Here is a 24,004-nt window from a genome sequence, read left to right as displayed (position 1 = left end):
AGGTGAGCTGGTGGTGAGGCCAGCGAAGCGGGCATTTCCAACCTGCGGCGGAGGATACATCGAACCGATCGGCAGGCGAAGCTCTGTTCAGAGTGCGTTTCAACACGTCTATTCGTCCGATAGCTACCGGAACTGCAATAATCAAAAAAGGGAGGAACACAATGAAAACTTTGCTTCCAACACTCACGGCGCTCGTCTTGCTCAATCTTGTCGGCACGGCAGGTGCCCAGACGATTGCTCCCGAACATGCCGACGCGTGGGCCTTCATGCAGGAAGCCATGCCGGGCGTTCCCTACGAGGTGCTTGCGGGCGCCTGCAAGGAAGGCAAGCTCATGATCTACAACGGGACCTGGACGGATGCGCAGAAGGCGCAGATTACCGCCTTCAAGCAGCGCTTCCCTTGTGTCGAGGCTGAGAATTTCGAGCTTCCTACAAGCGAGCGCCGTGAACGGTTCGTCACGGAGACGAAGGCCGGGCGCTATGTCACCGACATCGTACAGGATACAGATCCGGGCGTTCTCGATGCACAAGCGAAGGATGGCTATCTCGCCTCCTACAAGATCAGTTCGGACGCCAAATTCGCCGACAACGTCAAGAACCCCGGCTTCTGGTATCCGCTGCGCATCGCACTGGCGGGGAACGCCTGGAATATCGACGGCGTTACGCCCGAAGAAGGGGAGATCCTGTCCAAATGGCAAGGCATCATCGACCCCCGCTTCAAGGGTCGCGTCGGCATTTCGATCAGTGCGTCGGGGGCCGGTGGCGCGACCCTCTATCCGTATTATGCCCTCTACAAGCTGTATGGCGAGGAGTTCATGACGAAGTTCGCAGCGCAGGAGCCGCGCAATTTCAGTGGCGCCAACACGCTCGCAGGCGCGCTTGCCTCCGGCGACATTGATGTCGCGCTGGCGATCAGCGAGACCGGCATCGTCCCGCTTCAGGCAACCGGTGCTCCGATCGAATGGTCGCTGCCGGATCCCGGCCTGGGCCTTGCGACGGGGCAGGGCATCAGCGCCCATGCTCCCCATCCGAATGCGGCCAGGCTCTATCACGAATATTCGTTCAGCGAAGAAGGCTACGGCGCCTGGAATAAAACCGGCGGCGCGCCGGCTATGACCGGGTTCAAGGATACGCGCGATGTCGCGCAGCAGAGCTGGTACAAATTGCCGTCTTCCTTTGCGGACGTCGATCCACGCCAGATGGATAGCGAAAAGAAGAGCTTCCTGGCGAAAAACAACGTCTGGTTCAACCTCAGCCAGTAACCCCACCTCGTGACCATATTGCTGTCCGGCCTATCGGGGCCGGACATGGAAGGAGTTTATCTATGGCCGTTCAAGATGCGCACGGACGAACCATTGACGCAGCCGTTTCCGAACGTTCCGAACGACTTGCCGCCCCCAGCTGGCTGATGTTCGGTCTCACGCTTGTCCTCGTCGCCATGCCGATCCTTTACCTGCTCTACGGGACACTGGTTTCCGACGACGGCGGCAAGGAGGGTGCACACTTCACCCTGGAGAACTACAAGGAGGTCTACACAGGCAGCGTCTTCCTCAGTCGCTTCTGGAATACGATCCTGCTTTCGGCGACGGTGGCGCTGCTGTCGGTGGTCCTCGGCGCAATTTTCGCCTGGATCGTCAGCCGCACCAATGCGCCGGGCGTCCGTGCCGCGACCCCGTTCCTCGTCATTCCCATCATGATGTCGAGCCTCGTCAGTTCCCTGGCCTGGATTGCGCTTGCCGCGCCCAATGCCGGCTTCCTGAACCTCCTCATCTCGAATATCACCGGCATCCGCCGCATCCTGGACATCTACAGCTTTACCGGTATGGTGTGGGTGCTCGTCCTGAACTACGCGGCCTTTGCCTTCATCGCCATCCACGGCGCTTTGAAGTCCATAGATGCCGATCTGGAAGAAGCGTCCTACATCCTGGGCATCAGCCCGCTGCGCACGGCCTTCACCATGACGCTGCCGCTGGTCCTTCCGACGCTGGCCTCGACTTTTCTGCTGGTCTTCGTGTTCGTGTCCGAGAATTTTGCCGTTCCGCTCGCTCTGGGCACGTCGAGCGGTTACGAAACGCTGATGTCGCAGATCTACAACGCCGTTGCCGACACACCGGCAAAACCGGGCCTTGCCGCGACGGCTGGCACATTGCTGCTTCTGATCGCATTGATAGGCACGTTCTGGCAGCGGCGCATCATGTCAAATGCCAAACGCTACGTGACGGTGGGTGGCAAGGGTGGTCGGCAGCGGCTTACGGATCTCGGCCGGTGGAAGTACGTCGCGTCTGCGGTGATCTTCGGCTACCTGTTCATCTCGGTCATCCTTCCCTACTGCGCCCTGATCATGGCCTCGCTGATGCGCTTCGTGACACCGCGCATCTCCATGAGCATATGGACGCTGAGCAACTACGAGAAAATGCTCGATCCGTCCTTTCTGCATCTGATCAAGAATTCGTTCATGCTGTCTGTCGTCGGTGGTGTTATCGCGGTGGCATTCTACTTCTTTCTTGCCTATCTGCTCAGCACCTCCCGCTCGAAGCTTGCCAAAGTCACTGAATATGCCGCCATCGTGCCGACCGTCACACCCTCCATTGTGCTGGCGATCGGTTTTCTCTGGGCCTATGTGTCCCTGCCGTTGCCGCTCTACGGGACGGTTTGGCTGATCTTCATCGCTCTGCTGACACGCAGCATTGGCCTTGGCGTGCGCCAATCGCGGTCGGCAATCCTGCAGATCTCCAGTGATCTGGTCGATGCGTCGCGGGTCTCGGGATCCGGCCCGGTCAAAACCTTCAAGGACATCGTGGTGCCAGCGCTGAAGCCTGCGGTCATGTCGATCTGGACGGTCGTCTTCGTCCAGTTCTTCCTGGATGTGGGCCTGACGGTCGTGCTCTACACGCCATCCTCCATGACAGTCCCGATCTATCTCTGGACCAAGATGAACGGTGGGCAGGTGACAGAAGCCTTTGCCGTCGCGGTTCTCGAAGCCACCATCATTTTCATCGTGTTGTTCGCAGCCGACCGCCTGTTCGGAACGGTCCGCGCGTCCATCAACAAGTAGCGGAAACCCAATGTCAAATATCAAGGTAACGTCTCTCATCAAGACATTCGGTGGTGCCAATGTCATCGACGACGTTTCTTTCACGGTCGCCCCAGGAGAGATTCTGGTTATCCTGGGCGCCAGCGGCTGCGGCAAGACCACAACCCTGCGCTGTATCTCGGGGCTCGAGCAGCCAACGAGCGGATCGATCGTCATCGACGGCAAGACCATGTTCGATGCGAACGTCAATATCCCGCCGGAGCATCGCCACCTGGGCATGATGTTCCAGTCCTATGCGTTGTGGCCGCACAAGACCGTGTACGGAAACATCGCCTATGGATTGGGCAAACTCAGCGACGACGAGAAACGTCGGAAAGTGCGCGATGCGCTGGCGCTGGTCGGTTTGTCCGGAACGGAGGACCGCTATCCTTCCACGTTGAGCGGCGGACAGCAGCAGCGCATCGCGCTTGCCAGAAGTGCGGCAGCACGGCCGAAGGTGATCCTCCTCGACGAACCTCTGAGCAATCTCGACGCCAAGCTGCGCGAGCAGATGCGCAACGAGCTGCGCAAGCTGATCAAGGAACTGAACATGACGGCCGTCTACATCACACATGACCAGTCGGAGGCGATGGCGCTCGCCGACAAGATCATCTTCATGAAAAATGGAAAGATCGAGCAGGAAGCAGCGCCCCGAACGATCTATGCGCGTCCGGCTACGAGGGCGGTCGCCGAATTCATCGGCAGCGCAACCTTTCTGAACGGTACCATGACCGAGAATGCCGCAGAGGGGGCCACGATCGATCTGGGCAATGGTTTCAAGCTGAGTTCGAGTTTGCCGCTCAGTGCGTCCAAGGGGGCCGCGCAGGTTGCGATCAGGCCGGAACGGGTGAAGCTTTCCAGAGCGCCGACAGGATCTCCAAACGAGGTCCGGGGGCAGGTGGCGAATCTCATCTATCTGGGCGAGCACACGGAATATGCCATCGATGTCGGGCCGACCAGGATCGTCTCTCGGTCCCAGCTCGAGCTAGAGCCGGGCGCCAATGTATTTGTGCGGGTGGCGCCGGAAGACGTCATTCCTATGCCTGCCAACTGACCGTAACAGCTCAATTTTCTCGGAGTTTACATGGGAACATTCATTCCTCTCAAAATTGCTCTCAGCGATACCGCCCCGCACAAGGCCGTTTTCTCAAGCGGCCTGAAGCTTTCGGGATATGATGTGATGCTCGATCCTCTAGCGCCCGGTGAAATGTATTCCAGGGCGTTCGAGGACGAGACGCTCGATGCCGCTGAAATGTCCATCGCGCGCTACGTCAGGATGAAGGCGAAAGGTGAAGGCGATCTCGTTGCCATCCCCTATTATTTCTCGCGTGTCTTTCCGCATCCGACCTTCTATGTCCGCTCAGATTCGCCATTTCAGAACCCGTCGCAGATCGCCGGCTGCACAATCGGAATGTCGGAATACGATCATACAGGTCATACCTGGGCACGTGCCCTGCTTGAAGACGAATATGGCATTGCGCCCTCCGCGGTAAAATGGATCGTTGCCAAGCGTGAAAGCTCCAAGTCGCCGATCCGGCATTTTTTCGAGCCGCCGTCCAATGTGGCGCTGGAGAATGCCGCGCCGGATAAAGACCTTTCCACCATGCTTCTCGACGGCGAGATCGATGTTCTCATCAATCCGCACAAGCCGGGATGTTTCGTCGAACATCCGGGCAAAGTCCGGCGCCTCATCGCCAACCACGAAGCGGTCGAACGAGACTATTTCGAAAAGACGGATATATGCCCTATCCAGCACGTCTTCGGCGTGCGCAAGGAACTCGTCCGCAACGATCCCGATCTTGCCCGCTCGCTGACGCAGGCTCTGGTCGCGGCGATCGGTGGCACCCGGCAGATATGGCAGCCGCGATCGCCGCAGGACAAGGTTCCGGTCGTGCCGCTGTACGGACTTGGAAAAGGTGAAGAGGCGTCGCTCAAAACCTTCCTGCGTCACCATTACGGCCAGGGGCTTTCCGGTCGGCAGATAACGCTCGAAGAATTTTTCACACCGTAATCCCCGGCCAGCAGTTCCAGCCCAGCCGGATATCAGACAGGATCAGTCATTCATGAGCAAGACACTCAGCGTCGTCGTCATCAGCAGCATTCCGTTCAACGAAGATGGCAGCATCGACGAACAGGGCTACCGCACGCAGCTCAGGCGGCTCAGCGACGCCGGTTGTGCGGTTTACGTCGCCGGCAGCGCCAGCAGCGAAGCCTATACGCTGACCCCGGAAGAGCTGGATCGGGTGCTTGCCATTTCCTATGAGGAACTGGAGGGGAAGGTTTCCTATCGCGCCATGGGATGCGAACCGCGCAAGTCCGGCGAAATGGTGCAATTCATGCGCCAGGTCGAAAAATCAGGCATCGCCAACGCCCAGATCTTCTCGCTCGACATGGGGCATGGCTCGAAGCCGAGCGAGGTCGAGCTTGAACTCTATTACTCCACCGTGATCGAGGCGACGTCTCTGAATATCTATCTGTCCTGCCATCCGCGCTCCGCCGGCTATTCACTGCCACTCGGCCTGATCGAAAAACTGGCCAATCGGTTTCCGCAGATCGCCGGCATTGCCTATGGCGGTCTGGATATGAGCTATCATGCCCAGCTGATCCATCGCCTTGGCGACCGGCTGGAGATCCACAATGCAGGTCCTGCGATTGCGCCCAATACCCTGGCTATGGGCGGCAACGGTTTCATGGGCGGCGAAGGTAATTTCATGCCGAGCTTGGTTCAGTCGGTCATTACCGGGTGGCAGGCAAAGGACTACGATCTCTTCGGTACTTCCTATAGCCAATTGATGCGGCTGGCGGAGATATTCAACAAGTCCGGTGGCGGCAACAATCGCTCGATGAAGCCCCTGATGAACGCCTTCGGTTTTCCGGGCGGGCATGTCCGCGCGCCGCGGGTGGAAGTCAGCGCCGAGGACGTGGAGCGCCGGGTGCAGGAAATCGTCGCGCTCGGCATTCCTGGCCTGCCGGCGCCGTTGTCCGCCCGAGATTGACGACAGCAAGTGCCTTTGCCACCATGCGGCGAAGGCCCTTGGTTCCACAACAGATCCAAAAGATTTTCGGCCCGGTCTCTCGGGATGACCATGCTTGTGCCGTCGAAGAGTTTCAAATCGGCCAAGACACTTTCGCGATTTTGTTCGTAATACCGCAACCAAGGCGTTAAAGACGCTTGAGGTGATGTCGTCAGGAGAATGGGGTGGAACTGAGACAGCTCAAGTATCTTGTCATGGCTATTGAGTGCGGGAGCATGGGCAAGGCCGCCGCTGAACTGGGCATGGCGACATCGGCTCTCAGCCAGCAGATCAGCCGTCTGGAAGGTGAACTTTCCACGCGACTTCTGGTGCGCGGAGCTGGCGGGGTTTCGCCGACCGAGGCGGGTGCCGCTTTCTGCCAGCATGCGATGCTGGCCTTGCGTCACGTGGATGCGGCTTCGGCCGCCGCACAGGGCGCGCGTCTGACCGGGGTCGTTGCGCTCGGCCTTGCGCCCACAACGGCCTCTGTCCTGGCGATGCCGTTGATCGAAGCGATGGCGCGGCGATATCCGCTTATCCGGCTACAGCTGGTCGAAGGAATGTCCGGGCACCTCGCCGGGATGCTGAAGGCGCGGCAGATCGACCTTGCCGTTCTCTTCAATACCGAATCCGTCACCTTTGCCCGCAGCGAGGCGATCCCGCTGCTCGATGAAAGCTTGTTCCTGTTCGGCGCCGTCGCGAACTCGATTGATACGATGGAGGTGTCGCAGTCGAAAAGCCCGGTCACGCTTGCGGAAGCGGCCTTGCTGCCGCTCATTCTCCCCAGCCGAAGTCACGGTCTCAGGGTAAGCCTCGACCGTGCCTTCGCCAGTGCGAATGTCAGTCCTCGTATCATCATGGAAATCGACTCGCTGGCTGTTATCATGGAGGCGGTGTCGAACCGGCTCGGTTACACGATACAGCCGGGCGCGGCCCTCTCTCGCTCGGCAGTGGGTGTGTTTAATGTGCGGCCGGTCGCGGATGAGAGTGTTTACCGGACGAATTTACTGGCAAGCCTGCCTGAACATGAGCTGTCGCCTGCCGCTCTCGCCCTGCGTGCACAATTGCGAAAGACTGTTGGCTGGTTGGTCCGCGAAGGCCGCTGGCTCGGCACGACCCTTCACGAATCATGAAGGCCTCTTCAGGCTGACACGATGGCCACCGTCTCTTCGCTTCTCTAAGGATTGCTCGAATCCACGGGAGGAACGGGTCGTGTACGACGTACTGGTCATTGGTGGCGGAAACGCTGCGTTGTGTGCGGCTCTCATGGCCCGTGAAGCGGGGGCTTCGGTTCTGATGCTGGAGGCATCGCCCAAGGAATGGCGCGGCGGGAACTCCCAGCACACGCGCAATCTGCGCTGCATGCACGATGCTCCGCAAGATGTGCTGGTGGAAGCCTATCCGGAAGAGGAATTCTGGCAGGATCTTCTGAAGGTTACCGGAGGTGAGACGAACGAGTATCTCGCCCGTCTCATCATTCGCGCCTCGTCGAACTGCCGGGGCTGGATGCGGAGCCACGGCGTGCGCTTCCAGCCGTCCCTGTCCGGCGCGCTTCACACCGCGCGAACCAACGCATTCTTCATGGGCGGCGGCAAGGCGCTGATCAATGCCTATTATCGCAGCGCCGAAAAGCTTGGCGTGAAGGTGCGCTATGAAACACCCGTCGCGACGATGGAACTGGACGGCGACAGGTTCGTGGCCGCCATCACGGAAGGTGGAGAACGCTTTACGGCCAAGACGTGCGTGATCGCCTCCGGCGGTTTCGAATCGAACCGCGCTTGGCTGCGCGAGGCGTGGGGCCGTAATGACCTTGGAGAATGGCCAGCCGACAACTTTCTCATTCGCGGGACACGCTACAATCAGGGTGCGCTCCTGAAAGAGATGATGAAAGCGGGTGCCGATACGATCGGAGATCCCTCGCAAGGTCATTGCGTCGCGATCGACGCCCGTGCGCCGCTTTACGACGGAGGTATCTGTACGCGCATCGACTGCGTGTCGCTTGGCGTGGTCGTGAACAAGCATGGCGAGCGGTTCTACGATGAGGGTGAGGACTTCTGGCCCAAACGCTACGCCATATGGGGGCGCCTGGTTGCCCAGCAGCCTGGGCAAATCGGCTATTCGATCATCGACAGGAAGGTCATCGGGCGCTTCATGCCGCCGGTCTTTCCGGGCGTGACGGCCGCAACCCTGCCGGAATTGGCGGCAAAGCTCGGATTGCCGGTAGACTCTTTCATGCGCAGTCTGGATGCCTATAACGCTGCCTGCAAACCGGGGAGCTTCAACCATACGATCCTTGACGATTGCCGGACCGAGGGCATCCAACCGGCAAAGACGCATTGGGCGCTGCCGATCGATGCGCCTCCATTCTATGCCTATGCACTACGCCCCGGCATCACCTTCACCTACCTGTCCCTGAAAGTCGATGAGACAGCCGCTGTGCGGTTCGCCGATCGCGCAAGTCCGAACCTCTTCGTGGCCGGTGAAATGATGGCTGGCAATGTGCTTGGCAAGGGTTACACCGCCGGCGTCGGCATGAGCATCGGAACGGCTTTCGGCCGCATAGCTGGGACGAGCGCCGCCGCTGCGGCACAGGGCAGGTCACTCATGAGAGGCAAAAACTATGGCCGTCATTGACGATCTGATGAACCTTGCAGCCCAGGCTGAAAGCGAGCTGGATGCGAATGCGGCGGAGGTCGATCGCGTCCTTCATATCTGCAATGCGTGCCGCTATTGTGAGAGTTTCTGTGCCGTCTTTCCGGCCATGACACGCCGGCTCGACTTCAATGTGGCCGACGCACATTATCTTGCCAACCTTTGCCATAACTGTTCGGCCTGCCTTTACGCCTGTCAGTATGCTCCACCGCATGAGTTTGGGGTGAATGTCCCCCAGGCGTTGGCGCGGGTCAGAAAAGATACCTATATCAAATATGCTTTCCCGAAATCATTTGGTCAGCTTTACAAGCGCAATGGCCTGACCGTCGCGCTGGCGGTCAGCCTCGGCGTTGCGGCATTTCTCATCGCTGCGATCCTCATGAAGGGCAGCCTTTTCGTCCCGGCACTCGAAGCGGATTTCTATGCAATTTTCCCGCACAATCTGCTTGCCGTCCTTTTTGGAGCGGCCAGCGGCTTTTCGATTCTGGCTCTCGCTATCGGTGTCGTTCGCTTCTGGCGAGAGGTTTCCGAGCCGGGAAGGCCGGTGTCCTTGTCCAGTGCCTTCGGCGAGGCCGCGACGTCCGCGCTGACGTTGAAATATCTTGACGGCGGTCATCGCGACGGTTGCAACAATGAGGACGACGCATTCACCCTATGGCGTAAACGGTTCCATCATTTCACGTTTTACGGTTTCATGTTGTGCTTCGCATCGACCTCCATCGCGACGCTCTATCACTACCTGTTTGCGATGGAAGCCCCTTACCCCATCTTCAGCGCTCCGGTGCTGTTAGGCACGGCTGGAGGTGTCGGCCTGCTTGTCGGTCCTGCAGGTCTCATGTGGCTGCATTTGCGCAGAAATCCGATGCAAACGGATGAGACACAGAAGTCCATGGACCGTGGGTTCATTGCACTTCTCTTTCTTGTCAGCCTGACCGGCCTGATTTTATTGGCATGGCGCGAGAGCGCGGCTATGCCGCTCCTTCTTGCCGTTCATCTGGGCTTTGTAATGGGTCTGTTCGTGACGTTGCCTTACGGCAAGTTCGCCCACGGGGTGTTCCGCTGCGCGGCATTGCTCAAACACGCGATCGAGAAGAGGCGACCAAATCCGGTTCAGGCTGGAAGCGAGTAACGACTTTCCAGGTGTGAGCTCTTCGGAGGTTGTCCATTCGGAGCGGATTTAGGAGACTGGAGTTACCGCGCCTCAGCTGTTCAGGATCGCTCCGAATCCCGTGATGCCGGCTGAGAATACAGCCATGTCTGCATCAATGACCAAAACGGTTGCTCCGTCCCTGCGTGCCGCGGTTGCCGACGCCAGGTTACATGGGCTTCTGGTCTTTGCCGCCGGGGCATAAAACGATTGCCTGCGCTTTATGTCGAGGCAGGCCGTCCGCGCGGCATGGGCGATTTTGGTCACGCTTTACTCCTGATCCTGCTGTTGTTGTCGCGAGCATTCGTGGCTGTAGACCGGGAGCCAAGTTGTAAGAGCGCTCATCGCCGCAAGGTATGAATTTTCCAGGGGCACGCAGGCAGCCTGCCGGTTGCGGGGAATAGTCCCTTCGCGTTTTGGATAATCGCGGTGAACTGTCCGGAAGCTAAACCGGTGCCTGACCTGCACGCATGCGCAGCAAGTTCATAAAACGCTGTTGTATCGGGGTTGGCAGCCAGTTGGAGCGGGTCGTGATCCCTTTGGCCAGCGGTGGAAAATTGGAGGTCCAGTGGAGAACGCTGAGAAGCTTCAACCGCTCCTCCGTTTCGACCTCATGCCTGTTCACCAAAGTCAGCCGGTCGCTGCAGGCAATAACGGAGCGAATCGTCGAAAGTGAACTCGTTTCCAGGGTAATCCGGGGGCGTCGGTGCATATCGTCGAACAGCGCGTCATACTGTCTTCTGCGTGGTGTGCCCGCTCCCGGAATGATCCATTCGTAGTCGAGCAAATCAGACGTGGAAACTGCTGCTTGCGACGCCAACGGGTGTCCTGCCCGTCCGATAATACAGTACGGATCGGAAAAAAGTGCTTCTTCTTCGAGATCGACAGCCCATTCCGGCCGTCGAAGAACCCCGAAAATAATGTCGATCGCGCCGGTTCGCAGGCTGTTCAGGAGGACACCGTAGGGTGAGTTCGTGACATAGACGCGAGCCTCCGGGAACTGGCTGGTCAGATCCGCTATTGTGGCGCCGATCAGGTAAGCGCCCGACATCGGCAGCGCGCCGATGACGATCTTGCCACTCTCGACGCCGTCCAGATAGCGAATGTCATCTTCGGCCGCTTCGATCTCCCGTGTGGCAAGGCCCAGCTTTCGGGCCAGCTCGGCCCCCTCGCTGGTCAGCGTCAAACCGTATTTCGACGATTTATAGAGCGGTTTACGGACGTTTGCCTCCATCTCCCGTGCTGCCCTGTGCAGCGAGGCGGTCGAGATGCCAACGGTACGTGCCGCTTGGGAAAACGATGTGCTTCTGGCAATAGAGAGCAGGCAGCGAATCTGTGTGCTGGTGATGTGTCTGGCAGAGGCACGATCGCCGTCCCCGGGATGAAGGTCGCGGATGGCCCGGTCGCTTTGGTCGAGGAAGCGTTTGACTCGATGCAAGAACACATCGCCCGCAGCGGTCAGATAAGAGCCGTTCGCGGCCCTATCGAACAGCGGCCTGCCCACAGAAGCCTCCATCTTTGCGATGGCCTGCGTCACTGCGGGTTGAGACAAACTCACTTCGATAGCCGCGCGACTGATGCTGGCGTTGCGGGCGACGGATTCCATTATTCTGAGATGGCGGATATTCGGAACCGAGAAGATTTCGGACACACCGCTTTCTTCGTCACTCACGGTGACCATCAGATAATTCCAATACCACGACCCTCCTCCCACACACGCCTAAGTTATGGCCACCACACCAGGATCCTCATATCCATAGGCTGCGCGATTGCCACTTTCCGGCCTGTGTCCTCCCGAACGTTGGCCCTGATGGTGCGTTTGTCCATTCCAAGTGTGACCCAAAGAAGCCTGGTCCGCAACCCGGCAGAAAAACCCTGAAGCTTTTTCTTATATGCTGCCACGCAGTTTGAATTTGCGAAATGAATGGTCCGGAGGTTGATTGATCACCAGATGGCTAGTTCCTCACCGGATGTTCTGCATTCGAGGCAAAAGACCATCACGGGAGGAGATTTTGGAGATGCTTTTGAAGCACAAGGCCCGGAGCTTTGCCTTCGGTGCCGTGACCATTGCCAGTCTGTTTGTGACGGCCGGCGCCTCGATCGCGCAGGACTGGAAGCCTGACAAGCCGGTGGAAATCGTCATCGGCAATGCACCCGGCGGTGCAATGGACCGGATGGCAAGGCTTGCCGAAGGCTGGCTGAAGTCGGCGGGGCTGATCGCCAATGAAAGTATTGTTCTGCCCAAACCCGGTGGCGGGCATGCCGTGGCGCTCGCTTACGTCAAGAGCCACGCGGCAGACCCGCACTATCTGATGGCGGTCAATACGCTGCTGATCTCCAATAACCTGCTTGGCAGGTCGGAATTGAAGTACACGGACTTCAGCGCAATCTCGATCCTTTACGAAGAGCCTATGGTCTTTGCGGTGAAGTCCGATTCTCCGATCAAGGATGCGGCCGATCTGGCAAGCAGGCTTAAAAGCGATCCATCGTCAGTCAGTTTTTCGGTATCGAGTGGCCTGGGAACGGCCAACCATATGGCGGCGGTTCTGCTCGCGCAGGCCGTTGGTGCCGATATTCAGTCGCTGAAGGCTGTCAGCTTCGAGTCTGGAAGCGAAGGCATCACGGCCGCACTCGGCGGACATGTTGCAGTTGTCGTCACGCCCCCCGGCTCAATGATGCAATTCGTCAGATCGAAGGAATTACGGATTATCGCGCTTGCTGCAGATCACCGCGCCGGCGGTATTCTGGCGGCTGTACCGACATGGAAAGAGGCGGGGTACGATGTGTCTGTCTCTGCATGGCGTGGGATCATCGCACCGCCCGAACTGACAAAAGAACAGGTCGACTTCTGGCAGAAATCCTTTGCAGATTTCATGACGTCCGATGCCTACAAGAAGAGTGCGGAAGAGGAAATCTTCACGGCGCGCTATCTCGATTCCGTTGGCAGCGAGACGTTCTTGGCCCAGATGGATCAGCAATTTCGCGACTATCTGAAGCTCTTGGGGATGGAATCGAAATAAGCCTCGATCCCACAACGAATACGGTGAACGGCAATGTCCATGATGGCAGGGAGATCGCGGCTAATCCTAGCTGCTGTTGGAAGCATTTTTGTTGTCGGCTATGCAGTTTTGGCCTCACAGCTCCGGACACCGGCCTTTAGCGATCCCATGGGGCCGCGCGCGGTTCCCTATCTCATTGCGGCGGGGTTGGGTCTTTCTTGTATCGCGCTCCTGTTCGAACATGTGATCGTGCAAACAAGGCGTAATGCCGACGTTTCTTCGACAGAGACCCGCAACGCTGACGGCGGACTAACGGGCACTGCCGTTCTGACGCTGTGTCTCCTCACTGGCTATTACCTCCTGCTTGAGCGGTTGGGTTTTATTCTGTCGACGGGCCTATTTCTCTTGGCTTTCCTGTCGTTCACGAATCATCGACGCTGGTTGGTGAACCTGGCTGTCGCGACCCTCTTTCCGATCGCTGCTTATGTGCTGCTCGCGACGCTTCTTGGGGCCAGGCTGCCTGTCGGCATCCTGGCAATGGGATAGATGATATGGAGCATTTTACGTCCTTTCTCGATGGCTTTGCGGTTGCGCTCGCCCCTGTCAATCTGGGCTACGCATTCCTTGGCTGCATTATGGGCACCGTGGTGGGCGTGTTGCCTGGCCTTGGCCCGGCAGCGGGAATGGCTTTGCTTATCCCGGCAACGTTCGGCATGGAGCCGGCATCGGCAATCATCATGCTGGCTGGTCTTTATTACGGCGCGCAATATGGTGGTTCCACCACCTCCATCCTGATCAACACACCGGGTGAGGCCTCGTCGATCATGACGACGCTGGACGGCTACCGGATGGCCCAGAATGGCCGTGGCGGTGCGGCACTCGCGGTATCGGCGATCGGTTCATTCATCGCAGGAACGATCAGCGTCATTTTGTTGAGCTTGCTGGCGGTGCCGCTGTCGCACTTTGCCTTGAAGATCGGCCCGGCCGAATATTTCGCGCTATTGCTGTTCTCGATGGCGTCGGTCACGTCGTTGACGGGATCATCGCTGCCGAAAGCGGCCTTCGCGGTTTTTCTCGGCCTGATGCTTTCGTCCATCGGCATCGATTTGCAGAGCGGTACCGCGCGTTTTACCGCTGGTGTTCTCGAACTGCAGGACGGTGTCGGCTTCATCGTTGCAGCAGTGGGCCTTTTCGCTATTTCGGAGGTTCTCGTTACCTTGGAACAGGTGATGAAGGGCGAGACCCAGATTGTCGGCGTCAGCGGTTCGTTATGGCTCACCCGTGAAGAATGGCGCCGTTCCCGCATGCCGATCCTGCGAGGCAGTCTCATCGGTTTCTTTAAGGGGATCTTGCCGGGCGGTGGCGCTACCATAGCCACCATCCTGTCCTATAGCCTTGAGCGTGGGCTATCGAAACAGCCGGAACTATTCGGTACGGGAATGATCGAGGGCGTGGCAGGCCCTGAAACGGCCAACAACGCCGCCGCCACGGGCGCTTTCGTGCCTCTCCTGGCACTCGGGCTGCCCGGGTCCGCATCGACTGCCATTCTGCTCGGCGCGTTCCTGATCTATGGTATCCAGCCCGGCCCCGAACTGTTCGCGAAGAACCCCGACGTCGTCTGGGGGCTGATCGACAGCATGTATATCGGCAACGTCATCCTCTTCGTTTTGAACTTGCCGCTGATCATGCTCTTCGTACGCATCCTCTATGTTCCGGCTGGCATCCTGATGCCGCTCGTCCTCGTTGTTGCCGGCATCGGCGTCTATTCGCTGAATGAAAGCATGGTCGAACTTTACCTGGCTCTGGGGTTTGGAGCGCTGGGATACGTCATGCGCAAGCTGAGTATTCCGATTCCGCCACTCGTTCTGTCCATCATTCTGGGTAGCCTGCTGGAAAAATCCCTACGCCAGTCGATGACTATCTCGGGGGGCGATCTCGGCTTCCTGGTAGGCAGTCCCATCGCGGCAAGCCTGCTTTTTCTCAGTGTTCTGGTTTTCGCCATCCCCTTTATCCCGTGGCGCCGCCAATCTTCGGAGCATGGAGCACAATGACCCGACCAAGTGATATTTCTCCGTACCCGTTCGTGTACGAAGCGCTAGCATCGGCGTTTCACGCGGAGGGAACGAATGTGCTTTTTGCCCTGCTTGGCGACGGCAATATGCACTGGGCAGCAAGCCTGACGACCTTGGGTGTGCGGGGCGTCTATGCCCGGCACGAGCATTGTGCCTGCGCCATGGCAACCATGTACAGCAATGCGACCGGCAACGTCGGCGTCGCGTCTGTCACGTGTGGCCCAGGCCTGACGCAGACGATGACGGCTCTTGCCACGGCGGTTCAGGCTCGCGTGCCTCTGGTGGTGTTTGCAGGCGAAGGGCCGATCAAGGCCGCTTTCTACAATCAGTCTATCGACCAGGCACCGCTGGTCACGGCGACAGGGGCGCATTATATCGCCGGGCGTAGTCTGGCGCGCATGACCGACTACGTCCGCGATGCGTTCTTTGTCGCACGCACAGAACGCCGGCCAGTGGTTCTCGGCGTTCCGCTGGACCTTCAGCAGCAGTCGTTGGGCGCATCATTCTCCTACAAACCATCCGCAGGTTTTATCCCCCACTTCTCGAAAATTCTGCCCAATCCCGAGGACGTCGGCAAAGCAGTTGCTGCAATAGCAACAGCCAGGAAAATCGTGGTCCTCGCAGGCAAGGGCGCGTTGCACGCTGGCGCGCGCGCGGCGTGCGAAGAGCTTGCCGACGCTTGCGGCGGCATGCTGGCGACGACCCTGCCGACGCGCGGGATGTTCGATCATCATCCCTTCGGCATCGGCATTTCCGGCGGCTATGCCAGAGCGGCCGGCAAGACGCTTCTTCACGAGACGGACCTTCTCGTCTGCGTCGGCGCCAGCCTGAGCTATTTTACGGCTGACAGCGGCAGGCTGTTCCAGAATGCGAAGGTGATCCAGATCGATACGAGACCGGTCGGCTTGAAACATGGACGCAAAGCCGCGGATATCTACCTGCACGCCGATGCGGGAGAAGGTCTGCGCGCCATTATCGACCGTTTGCCTTCGGATCGCCTCGATCCCGGCTGGCGAACTGCTGCGATCGCGACCGAAATCGCCGATCTGACGGCGGACGGCACCGAGTTTGCGACCCAACCTGGTCTCATCGACCCACGCGATGCGGTCGCCGCAATCGATATGGTCATTCCAAAGGATTGGGAGATCGTCAACAGTTCGGGGCATTGCGCATATTTCGCGGCACAATTGCGCGGCCGGAAGCCCGAGAATTTCAATGTCATCCGGGAATTCGGCGCGATCGGAAACGGCCTTTCCTATGCCATCGGTGTTGCCGTTGCCAAGCCGGAGAAGACGGTCGTTCTGATCGACGGCGACGGCAGTTTGATGATGCATGCGCAGGAACTCGAAACGGTCCGCAGGCTCGGCCTCAGGCTGCTGATATGCGTGCTGAACGACGGGGCATACGGTTCCGAAATTCACAAGATGCGGGCGGATGGTATCAGCGATGAGGGCGCCGTGTTCGGTCGCGGTGATCTATCCGCCATGGCGCGCGGCTTTGGCCTGCGCGGTGCAAAGATCCATGAGCTCGATCAGTTTCCGGCATTGTTCGAAGCGTTCCGAACCGCCGATCAGGCCGAGCTCTGGGACATCCATATTGCCGACAACGTGACGACGCCCGTTATGCGGGCTCACGTTCACAAATGATCCAACATTTTGGAAACTCGATTGGTGCTGCAAGCGCCTAAAATGGAAAGCGAAAGAAGTCTATGAACGAACACACACCAAAGCTTGAGGCCTCGTCCATTGCCAGGTTGGCCGCCTGGACGCTGAAGACCGAAGACGCCTATGTCACAAACCTTGCCTTGCGTCAGGCGGAACTGATCACTCTGGATTCGATCGGCTGCGCCTTTGCCAGTCGTGATGCCGGTTCGCCGCTTCGCGTCGCCGAGCTGGTTCAGGAACTGGGCGGCAACCCGACCTGCACCGCCATCGGCTTTCCGTTCCGCACCTCGGTTCTCAATGCGACATTGCTGAACTGCGCGCTGGTGCGCTCCCTCGATTTTAATGACGTCCAGTTTATCATGAAGGAAGGTAAACTGCATGTCGGTGGCCATTGCAGCGACAGCCTCGCGGCGGCACTTGCTGTCGGCGAGATGCTTGGCTCTCCCGGCCGTGACGTGCTCACCGCCATCATGATGGGGTATGAACTGTTCCGCCGGCTGCGCAACCTCATGCCCTATTCCTCGGTCTGGGATGGGACCAGTGCCTCGGGGCTCGTTACTGCGGCCATGGCTGGCCGCCTTTTGAAACTCGATACCGTTCAGCAGACAAACGCGCTGGCCCTTGCGGCAGCGCGCTGCGTGACCCCGTCGATCGTGCGCTACGGCGAACTTTCGGGCGCAAAGAACATGGTCGGCGCCTTTACGGCGCAGCAGGGTGTGCAGTCCGCGCTTTTGGCCGCCAAGGGCATGACCGGTCCCAGGCAGATTCTCGACCACAAATGGGGCCTGGAGTCGGTCTTCGATCCGTCGCGCGGTCTTGCAGGCCTGTGGGCACCCGTCGAGGATTCGCTTTACATCATGAATTCCCATGTAAAGACTTTCGCCTGTATCGGCACGGCCCAATCGGAGGTGGTCGCAGCACTCGATGCGCATGCAAGACTGAAGGACCGCATAGACCGGATTGAGGCCATCGACGTTATCATGGCCGACCTGCCCATCATCAGGAAGCAGCAGGCGGAAGTTCCCAGGCTGACCCCATCGACCCGCGAGACGGCGGACCACAGTTTTACGTTCCTGCCGGCGGTGGTATTGATCGATGGCGAGCTTACGCCCAGGCAATTCGCCAATGAGCGCTGGAACGAGCCGGCGACCAAAGCGCTGACCGCCAAGGTCAGGCTCTCGGTTTCCGAAGAACTTGGCCAACGGGCGCCCGGCGCGATGCCGTGCCAGCTCAAGGTCCACCTCGCGGGCGGCGAGACAGTCGAGACCGAGTGCCTTTTCCCGCCAGGGCACTCGTTTGCGGATCGTGGACTGAACCAAGGTCCCGTCATCGAGAAATTCGTCAATATCACCAGTGAATTCATGAATCGCGAGGAGCAGACCCGTCTCGCCGACGCTTTGCTCGACTTGCGTCATCAGACGTCCATCACCCCGATCATGGGGATGATAGCATCCCACGCCAGGGCGTGAGCAGCCGGTAGGCTGCTTGATGCCAGTCGTGTTTAACAGGGAGGAATGAAATGAGGTTTCTACAAACTGTAGGCAGGTCTGCGTTGGTTTTTATGTCAACGATGCTCTGCATGAGTACCGGTCACGCCGAGAATCCGGAGGAATTCTACAAGGGCAAGACCGTCACCCTGATCGTCAGCGCATCGCCGGGTGGCGGAGCAGATCTTTATGCGCGGTCTTTCGTCAAATATTTTTCCAAGCACTTGCCGGGGCAACCCAATGTCATCGTGTCAAATATTCCGGGCGCGGGGGGCTTGGCAGCAGCGGCTCAATTGCAGAACAGCGAACCACGCGACGGGACAGTCGTTGCCGTGCTGCAGCGGAACAACCTGTATTTGCCGCTGGTCTCGGCGGAGAAAATCGCCTTCGATCCTCGGGCTGTCAGCTGGCTCGGAAGTTTGAACAAGGAATCCTATGCGCTCGTGACGTGGCAGAATGCGCAGGTCAAGACGATCGATGACCTGTTCACCAAGCCGATGACTATTGGGGCCACATCCTTCAACAACGAGAACCGGACGTTCCCGGCCATCATCAACGAGTATCTCGGCGGCAAGATCGACATCGTCCCGGGTTACAAGGGCAATGACGAGATCGCTTTGGCGATGGAGCGTGGCGAGGTTCAGGGCAGAGCCCTGACGGTCACCAGCCTGTTGAGCGGCAACGACGCCAGCTGGCTTCGCGACGGCAAGATCAACGTTGTCGCCCAGATGGGCGTGGAGCGGAACCAGGCAATCCCGAATGTCCCGATGATCCTCGACTATGTCAAGGATCCGAAGGCGAAGGCACTGTTCGAGTTTATGTTCCTTCCATTGCAGGCCGGTCGGCCTGTTGCTGCCCCGCCAGAGGTTCCAGCCGACCGCCTTGAAGCACTGCGGACCGCATTCGAAGCGGCAGCGCTGGACCCGGAGTTCAAGACCGAGCTTGCCAAACAGAATGCGACGGTCGAATTGCTGAAGGGCGAGGAAATCAAGGACATCGTCGATAAGCTTTACAGCGCACCAGAGGATGTCGTTGCGTCGGTCAAGACTCTCCTGAAGCCGCAGTAATCTGATTGCTCCAGCCAACGTCCGGCCGGCGATTGCGGCCGGACGACCGTTGGCGGCCCGGCGTCTCGTCAGAACGCGGCACTGTCGAGCTTGCGCAGTATTTTCAGTCAAGGATTTGATTATGGATGCCACTACCAGTGTCAGTATGTTGGCCGCGGCTTGGGACGCGCTGATCATCATTATGGATCCCATGCGTCTTGCGATCCTGTGTTTCGCAGCATTTCTGGGTGTCATTCTGGGGATCATTCCAGGAATTGGCGGATTGGCCGGAACGGCGTTGTTGCTGCCTTTTACGTTCACCATGGATCCCTACACCGCCTTCGCATTTCTGCTCGGGCTTGGGGCGACGACATCCACCGGCGATCCTATCCCTGCCATTCTGTTCGGGGTGCCGGGGGGAGCCGGATCGGCCGCGACGGTGCTGGACGGCTTGCCGATGGCCAAGCGCGGCGAGGCCGGCCGGGCACTGAGCGCTGCCTACATGTCGTCGCTGATGGGAGGGCTATTCGGCGCCGCGTTGCTTGGCCTCGCTGTTCCTGTGCTTCGTCCCATCATGCTTTACATAGGCACACCGGAGATGCTTGCCATTTCCATCCTCGGCCTCTCCATGGTCGCTGCACTCAGCAGCAGCACGCCACTACGCGGCCTTGCCGCAGCGTCGATCGGTATCATGATTTCAATGATCGGATCGGAGCCGCGGACCGGCACGTTTCGCTGGACGTTCGAAAGCCTTTACCTCTGGGAGGGGATCCCACTCGTGCCGCTGACGCTCGGCCTCTTCGCCCTTCCGGAACTGTGCGACATGGCGATCGCGAGGCATTCCCTGCAGGGTAAACCGAAACACGACGTCAACCACAAGATCTGGGAGGGAGCGGTCGATTGTTTCAGAAACTGGTGGCTTATCCTTCGCTGTAGCTGGATCGGGACGTCGCTGGGCGCGATTCCCGGTATTGGCGGAGCTGTAGTCGATTGGGTCGCCTACGCCCACGCTGCACGCTCGGTCAAGGATGGACAGAAAACATTTGGAACCGGCGATGTGCGGGGCGTCATCGCGTCCGAGAGCGCCAACAACGCCAAGGAAGGCGGGTCGCTGATCACGATGATCGCCTTTGGCATTCCAGGTACTGCCGGCATGGCCATCATTCTGGGCGCCTTCCTGTCGCAGGGACTTGTCCCTGGCCCGGACATGCTGACGAAAAACCTTAGCATCACCTATTCCATGGTCTGGAGCATAGCGATTGCCAATATCGTCGGCGCCGGACTTTGCTACGCCTTCAGCAGCCAGTTCGCCAGGCTTGCAACGCTTCGTTACACGCTGATCCTGCCGATCGTCATCTGCATCATTTTCATCGGTGCGTTTGAGGGGTCCCGCCAGTGGGGCGACCTGATCGCGCTCCTGGTATTCGGGACCGTCGGCTGGACGATGAAGCGACTGCGGTGGCCGCGTGCGCCGCTCATCCTCGGCGTCGTTCTCGGCGATACCATCGAAAGACAGCTGTTTATTTCGATCCGTCTCTATGGTGCCGACTGGCTGCTTCATCCCATGGTGGCCGTCATCCTCGGGATCGCACTGCTGGGCATATTGCGGCCTTTCATCCGCACACTGCTTGATCGTCGTCGTGGCGAGGGTCAGCAGGGGCCGGCACTTGGACGCGCCCGCTTCGCGCCCTCCGATCTTTTCCCTCTGCTCCTGATCTGCGGGCTCGTCTATCTGATCTTCATGACCGTCGGTTGGCCCTCCACCACATCGCTCGTTCCCAGGATCGTTACGGGAACTGCCCTTGCCGCAGTTGGTCTTTCCCTGCTGAACGCGGTGTTTCGGCGCGGTGCACGTCCTGCGTCCGGGCTCGATGATGCCAAAGCCGATGTTGGTGCCGCTCTCCATATGGACATTGTCGAGGAAAACGAAGGTCTCTCCAATATGGAGATTCTGGGTCGGGCCCTTCGTTTCGGTGCATGGCTGCTGTCATTCCTGTTCTCGATGGCATTGATCGGCATCCTGCCGACCATCCCGCTGTTCGTCATTTCCTTCATGCGGCTGGAGGCACGGGAACGGTGGAGCCTCGTGCTGGCGATGGCGACAGGTATGACACTGTTCGTCTATGTCGTTTTCGACCAGTTGCTGGCATTGGCTTGGCCGCAGACGTATTTCGGCCAGCTGATCCCAATCCTGCAGGTGGTTCCATCGATGTAAACAGTCCGTTGGTATGAGATTATTGTTGATGCCAACGGCGTGGATAGGCGTTCGATGCCGATGCGCAACAAGGATTGCTGAACAGGTGAACGAATTGTCGGACCATGCGAGCGATACTCTGCCAGTCAACCTCTCGCCGCTGTCCAATCCAGATGTCGTCTTGTTTTTGATAAGCCGCTTCCTCTGGGTTTCTGCGACCCAGATCGGCAACGTTGCCGTTGGCTGGCTGATCTATGATGTGACGCGGAGCGCATGGGCGCTTGGCCTGGTTGGTCTTGCTGCCTTTGCGCCCAAACTGCTGCTGACATTGGTCTCCGGTCTCGCCGCCGACCGCTATGACAGGCGCGTGATCATGGCAGTCTGTTTGGTTGTCAACGGTCTGACGTCCTTGGGGCTTGTCTATATCGTCCTTTTGCCGAGTGTTGTTGTTACCCCCATCTATGCTCTTTTCATCGTATCGGGCGTTGCAAGAGGGTTTGCCGGGCCGGCGGCCCAGGCCATGGTCGCCAATCTGGTCCGTCGCGAGCAATTCAGCCGGGTGGTCGGGCTGTCCTCCACCACGGGACAGTTTGCCGCGGTCGGGGGACCTGCATTGGGTGGCTTCCTCTATGTCGCCGGACCATGGGCCCCTTTTGCCTGTGCAGCTCTGTTTTTCCTCGTGGCAAGCGGGTTAAATCTCATGATCCGTCGACCTTCCGAGGGGCCACCGAGAGATCCCGTCAAGCTGTCGGATGTCTTTTCCGGACTGGTTTTCATATGGCAAAGGCCTGTCGTCCTGGGAGCGATATCGTTGGATCTGTTCTCTGTTTTGCTGGGAGGCGCAACCGCACTGCTTCCGATCATTGCGAGTGAACTCTTGCATGCCGGCCCTCTCAGCCTCGGAATCCTGCGGTCGATGCCAGCGCTGGGCTCCATGATGCTGGGCCTGTTTTTGTCCTACAGGCCGATCGAGCGGCACGCGGGGATGAAGCTGTTTACCGCGACAACCATTTTCGGCATGGCGACGATCGCTCTGGGCCTGTCGACCAACCTTTACCTCTCGCTTGCTATTCTATGGCTGATCGGGGCCTCCGATGTGTTTAGCGTGGTGATTCGTCAAACACTTGTCCAAAGCGATACTCCGGATGCGATGCGTGGACGGGTCGCCGCCGTCAATTCCTTGTTTGTCGGTGCGTCCAACGAACTCGGCGAGTTCGAATCGGGTATCACCGCCGCGCTTTTTGGGCTCGTTCCGGCGATTCTGCTGGGAGGGCTGGGCACTGTGGCCATTTCTGTAGCCTGGGCGCTTATGTTCCCGCGACTGCGACAGCGAGACCATTTGGTGGAATCCCGATTGCAGTGATGTCGGCTGCTTAGAACCTGCATTTACCGCACCACCACCGGCCCCGCGCGGCGTTTTACACGCGCTTTTTCACGTTCGTTTCCCGGGATCACCCCACATTGAATTCATGCGGCTTTGCGCCTCCCCGGTGCCGAGCGGACCATTGCGCAGATCGGACCTTTTGCATTTTCTTATGGAGATCGCGGCGGTTCCGATTGGCTGTTCTCCGGGCTGGACGTGTAGAAATTCTTCAAAAGGAACGGTTACGTCATCCTGGCACCACCCGCGACGCCGTCGCGCGTGGTGATCTGCAGGCCGGCATACTCCAAAAAATCAGGGAGGTTCAATGTTTGCCACAGTCAAACATGGCGCGCGCAGGTTGTATCGGCCTCGTGCGATCCTGTCCTCGCCCCTGACGCCCCATCATTGAGCAAACGACAACAGGATCGAAGGCCATGCCTCAGAAGGTTCACGACATCCATCCCCATATCATATCCGACGATGACAGCCGCTATCCGCGCTCGCCGATAGGCGGCATGCAGTCGGATTGGTCGAAGGAGCATCATGTCACGGTGGAAGACATGGTTGCCGCGATGGACGAGGCCGGCGTTGCCAGTTCCGCCCTGGTGCAGGCTGCGACATGCTATGGATACAACAATTCCTACGTCGCGGACGCGGTTAGTCGGTATCCGGACCGGTTCACCGGCGTCGGAACCATGGACGTCCTTGCGCCCGATGCAGTGGACGTGATGAAGGGCTGGATGAAGCGGGGCATTACGGGGCTTCGCCTTTACACCGGCGGCAGCAAACTGGAGTTCGACTTCAGCTGGCTCGACGATCCGCGATCCTACCCGGTCTGGAACTATGCCGGCGAGACGGGCACTCCGATCTGCATACAGGGGCGTGCCCCGGCCTTCCCGATTTTGGTTGAGCTGGCCAAGCGGTTCCCCGGCACGCGGATCATCCTCGACCATCTCGCACGCATGGACACGACGGACGGGCCCCCCTATGCGAACGCCGCACCGCTGTTTGCTCTTGCTGCCCATCCCAACATCTACCTGAAGGTCACCCCGCGCTCTTTCGATCTGGCCTCTTCCGGCAAGGCGTCGCCGGAAACATTCTTCCCGCGGCTGGTATCCGAGTTCGGTGCAAACCGCATCGCGTTCGGATCGAACTATCCTGCCTCGTCGGGGACGCTGAAACAGATCGTCGAACGGGCGCGGGAGAACTTCCAGTCTCTGACTGCAGAAGACCAGAACTGGATCCTGGGCGGTACCGCCGAGGTTCTCTACCCCAAACTCGCTTAACCGTCGG

General features: G+C 58.9%; 19 protein-coding genes. 17 read left to right on the top strand and 2 right to left on the bottom strand.

Annotation, left to right across the window (positions count from 1 at the left end; translation table 11 throughout):
- The first annotated feature begins 161 nt into the window (after positions 1-161).
- From ADU59_RS21540 to tcuB, 8 genes are all read left to right on the top strand, one after another.
- The gene (locus tag ADU59_RS21540) at positions 162-1,262 is read left to right on the top strand and encodes an ABC transporter substrate-binding protein (RefSeq protein WP_068956382.1); all 1,101 of its coding nucleotides are present in this window, start codon (positions 162-164) and stop codon (positions 1,260-1,262) included.
- 62 nt (positions 1,263-1,324) lie between these two features.
- Positions 1,325-3,055 (top strand): ABC transporter permease, encoded by a 1,731-nt coding sequence (locus tag ADU59_RS21535; RefSeq protein ID WP_068956381.1) that lies wholly within the window; start codon positions 1,325-1,327, stop codon positions 3,053-3,055.
- 10 nt (positions 3,056-3,065) lie between these two features.
- Entirely contained in the window at positions 3,066-4,127 is a 1,062-nt protein-coding gene (locus tag ADU59_RS21530) for an ABC transporter ATP-binding protein (RefSeq protein ID WP_068956380.1), read from the top strand.
- Between the two features lie 30 nt (positions 4,128-4,157).
- Complete coding sequence (locus ADU59_RS21525; RefSeq protein WP_068956378.1) at positions 4,158-5,084, top strand: substrate-binding domain-containing protein; 927 nt, start codon at positions 4,158-4,160, stop codon at positions 5,082-5,084.
- Between the two features lie 52 nt (positions 5,085-5,136).
- On the top strand, positions 5,137-6,069 hold the full coding sequence (locus tag ADU59_RS21520; RefSeq protein WP_068956377.1) for a dihydrodipicolinate synthase family protein: 933 nt from the start codon (positions 5,137-5,139) through the stop codon (positions 6,067-6,069).
- A 203-nt stretch (positions 6,070-6,272) separates the two neighbouring features.
- Positions 6,273-7,220 (top strand): LysR family transcriptional regulator, encoded by a 948-nt coding sequence (locus ADU59_RS21515; RefSeq protein ID WP_068956376.1) that lies wholly within the window; start codon positions 6,273-6,275, stop codon positions 7,218-7,220.
- 79 nt (positions 7,221-7,299) lie between these two features.
- Positions 7,300-8,721 carry an FAD-dependent tricarballylate dehydrogenase TcuA gene (gene tcuA, locus ADU59_RS21510; protein WP_068956375.1) on the top strand — a complete coding sequence of 474 codons (1,422 nt, stop codon included), beginning with the start codon at positions 7,300-7,302 and terminating at the stop codon, positions 8,719-8,721.
- Complete coding sequence (tcuB, locus tag ADU59_RS21505; RefSeq protein WP_083198367.1) at positions 8,708-9,868, top strand: tricarballylate utilization 4Fe-4S protein TcuB; 1,161 nt, start codon at positions 8,708-8,710, stop codon at positions 9,866-9,868. Before tcuA ends, tcuB begins: the two co-directional genes overlap by 14 nt.
- Before the next feature lie 72 nt (positions 9,869-9,940).
- Here tcuB and ADU59_RS30360 read toward each other — a convergent pair whose 3' ends face one another.
- Together ADU59_RS30360 and ADU59_RS21500 are read right to left on the bottom strand one after the other, a co-directional pair.
- Positions 9,941-10,153, bottom strand: coding sequence for a hypothetical protein (locus ADU59_RS30360; RefSeq protein WP_139093204.1), 213 nt, complete (start codon positions 10,151-10,153; stop codon positions 9,941-9,943).
- A 178-nt stretch (positions 10,154-10,331) separates the two neighbouring features.
- Positions 10,332-11,567: a LysR family transcriptional regulator gene (locus ADU59_RS21500; RefSeq protein ID WP_068956374.1), complete on the bottom strand. Its 1,236-nt coding sequence runs from the start codon at positions 11,565-11,567 to the stop codon at positions 10,332-10,334.
- A gap of 259 nt (positions 11,568-11,826) precedes the next feature.
- Here ADU59_RS21500 and ADU59_RS21495 point away from each other — a divergent pair, with 259 nt between their 5' ends.
- The 9 genes from ADU59_RS21495 to ADU59_RS21455 all read left to right on the top strand — a co-directional run bounded on the left by ADU59_RS21495 (position 11,827) and on the right by ADU59_RS21455 (position 23,997).
- The gene (locus ADU59_RS21495) at positions 11,827-12,906 is read left to right on the top strand and encodes a tripartite tricarboxylate transporter substrate binding protein (protein ID WP_139093203.1); all 1,080 of its coding nucleotides are present in this window, start codon (positions 11,827-11,829) and stop codon (positions 12,904-12,906) included.
- A 33-nt stretch (positions 12,907-12,939) separates the two neighbouring features.
- On the top strand, positions 12,940-13,431 hold the full coding sequence (locus tag ADU59_RS21490; RefSeq protein WP_068956370.1) for a tripartite tricarboxylate transporter TctB family protein: 492 nt from the start codon (positions 12,940-12,942) through the stop codon (positions 13,429-13,431).
- Positions 13,432-13,436: 5 nt separating this feature from the next.
- Entirely contained in the window at positions 13,437-14,936 is a 1,500-nt protein-coding gene (locus tag ADU59_RS21485; protein ID WP_068956369.1) for a tripartite tricarboxylate transporter permease, read from the top strand.
- Positions 14,933-16,603: a thiamine pyrophosphate-binding protein gene (locus ADU59_RS21480; RefSeq protein WP_068956367.1), complete on the top strand. Its 1,671-nt coding sequence runs from the start codon at positions 14,933-14,935 to the stop codon at positions 16,601-16,603. The genes ADU59_RS21485 and ADU59_RS21480 overlap by 4 nt, the downstream gene beginning before the upstream one ends.
- Positions 16,604-16,665: 62 nt before the next feature.
- Positions 16,666-18,090 (top strand): MmgE/PrpD family protein, encoded by a 1,425-nt coding sequence (locus ADU59_RS21475; RefSeq protein ID WP_068956365.1) that lies wholly within the window; start codon positions 16,666-16,668, stop codon positions 18,088-18,090.
- Positions 18,091-18,200: 110 nt separating this feature from the next.
- Entirely contained in the window at positions 18,201-19,175 is a 975-nt protein-coding gene (locus ADU59_RS21470; RefSeq protein WP_158515748.1) for a Bug family tripartite tricarboxylate transporter substrate binding protein, read from the top strand.
- 121 nt (positions 19,176-19,296) lie between these two features.
- Positions 19,297-21,369 carry a tripartite tricarboxylate transporter permease gene (locus ADU59_RS21465; protein ID WP_068956362.1) on the top strand — a complete coding sequence of 691 codons (2,073 nt, stop codon included), beginning with the start codon at positions 19,297-19,299 and terminating at the stop codon, positions 21,367-21,369.
- An 85-nt stretch (positions 21,370-21,454) separates the two neighbouring features.
- Entirely contained in the window at positions 21,455-22,711 is a 1,257-nt protein-coding gene (locus ADU59_RS21460) for an MFS transporter (protein ID WP_244506480.1), read from the top strand.
- A gap of 434 nt (positions 22,712-23,145) precedes the next feature.
- Positions 23,146-23,997, top strand: coding sequence for an amidohydrolase family protein (locus ADU59_RS21455; protein ID WP_068956360.1), 852 nt, complete (start codon positions 23,146-23,148; stop codon positions 23,995-23,997).
- Positions 23,998-24,004 lie beyond the last annotated feature (7 nt).

Source organism: Pararhizobium polonicum (genome assembly GCF_001687365.1).
GTDB classification, from domain to species: domain Bacteria; phylum Pseudomonadota; class Alphaproteobacteria; order Rhizobiales; family Rhizobiaceae; genus Pararhizobium; species Pararhizobium polonicum.
The sequence above is the reverse complement of the archived record's forward strand: the minus strand, read 5'-3'. Positions and strand labels throughout refer to the sequence as shown.

Bases quoted from the DNA above. Each gene is read 5' to 3' on its own strand.
- ADU59_RS21530 (WP_068956380.1), top strand. From the start codon at position 3,066: ATGTCAAATATCAAGGTAACGTCTCTCATCAAGACATTCGGTGGTGCC.
- ADU59_RS21485 (WP_068956369.1), top strand. From the start codon at position 13,437: ATGGAGCATTTTACGTCCTTTCTCGATGGCTTTGCGGTTGCGCTCGCC.
- ADU59_RS21480 (WP_068956367.1), top strand. From the start codon at position 14,933: ATGACCCGACCAAGTGATATTTCTCCGTACCCGTTCGTGTACGAAGCG.
- ADU59_RS21490 (WP_068956370.1), top strand. From the start codon at position 12,940: ATGTCCATGATGGCAGGGAGATCGCGGCTAATCCTAGCTGCTGTTGGA.
- ADU59_RS21475 (WP_068956365.1), top strand. From the start codon at position 16,666: ATGAACGAACACACACCAAAGCTTGAGGCCTCGTCCATTGCCAGGTTG.
- ADU59_RS21465 (WP_068956362.1), top strand. From the start codon at position 19,297: ATGGATGCCACTACCAGTGTCAGTATGTTGGCCGCGGCTTGGGACGCG.
- ADU59_RS21500 (WP_068956374.1), bottom strand. From the start codon at position 11,567: ATGGTCACCGTGAGTGACGAAGAAAGCGGTGTGTCCGAAATCTTCTCG.
- ADU59_RS21540 (WP_068956382.1), top strand. From the start codon at position 162: ATGAAAACTTTGCTTCCAACACTCACGGCGCTCGTCTTGCTCAATCTT.
- ADU59_RS21525 (WP_068956378.1), top strand. From the start codon at position 4,158: ATGGGAACATTCATTCCTCTCAAAATTGCTCTCAGCGATACCGCCCCG.
- ADU59_RS21470 (WP_158515748.1), top strand. From the start codon at position 18,201: ATGAGTACCGGTCACGCCGAGAATCCGGAGGAATTCTACAAGGGCAAG.
- ADU59_RS21455 (WP_068956360.1), top strand. From the start codon at position 23,146: ATGCCTCAGAAGGTTCACGACATCCATCCCCATATCATATCCGACGAT.
- ADU59_RS21520 (WP_068956377.1), top strand. From the start codon at position 5,137: ATGAGCAAGACACTCAGCGTCGTCGTCATCAGCAGCATTCCGTTCAAC.
- ADU59_RS21535 (WP_068956381.1), top strand. From the start codon at position 1,325: ATGGCCGTTCAAGATGCGCACGGACGAACCATTGACGCAGCCGTTTCC.
- tcuB (WP_083198367.1), top strand. From the start codon at position 8,708: ATGGCCGTCATTGACGATCTGATGAACCTTGCAGCCCAGGCTGAAAGC.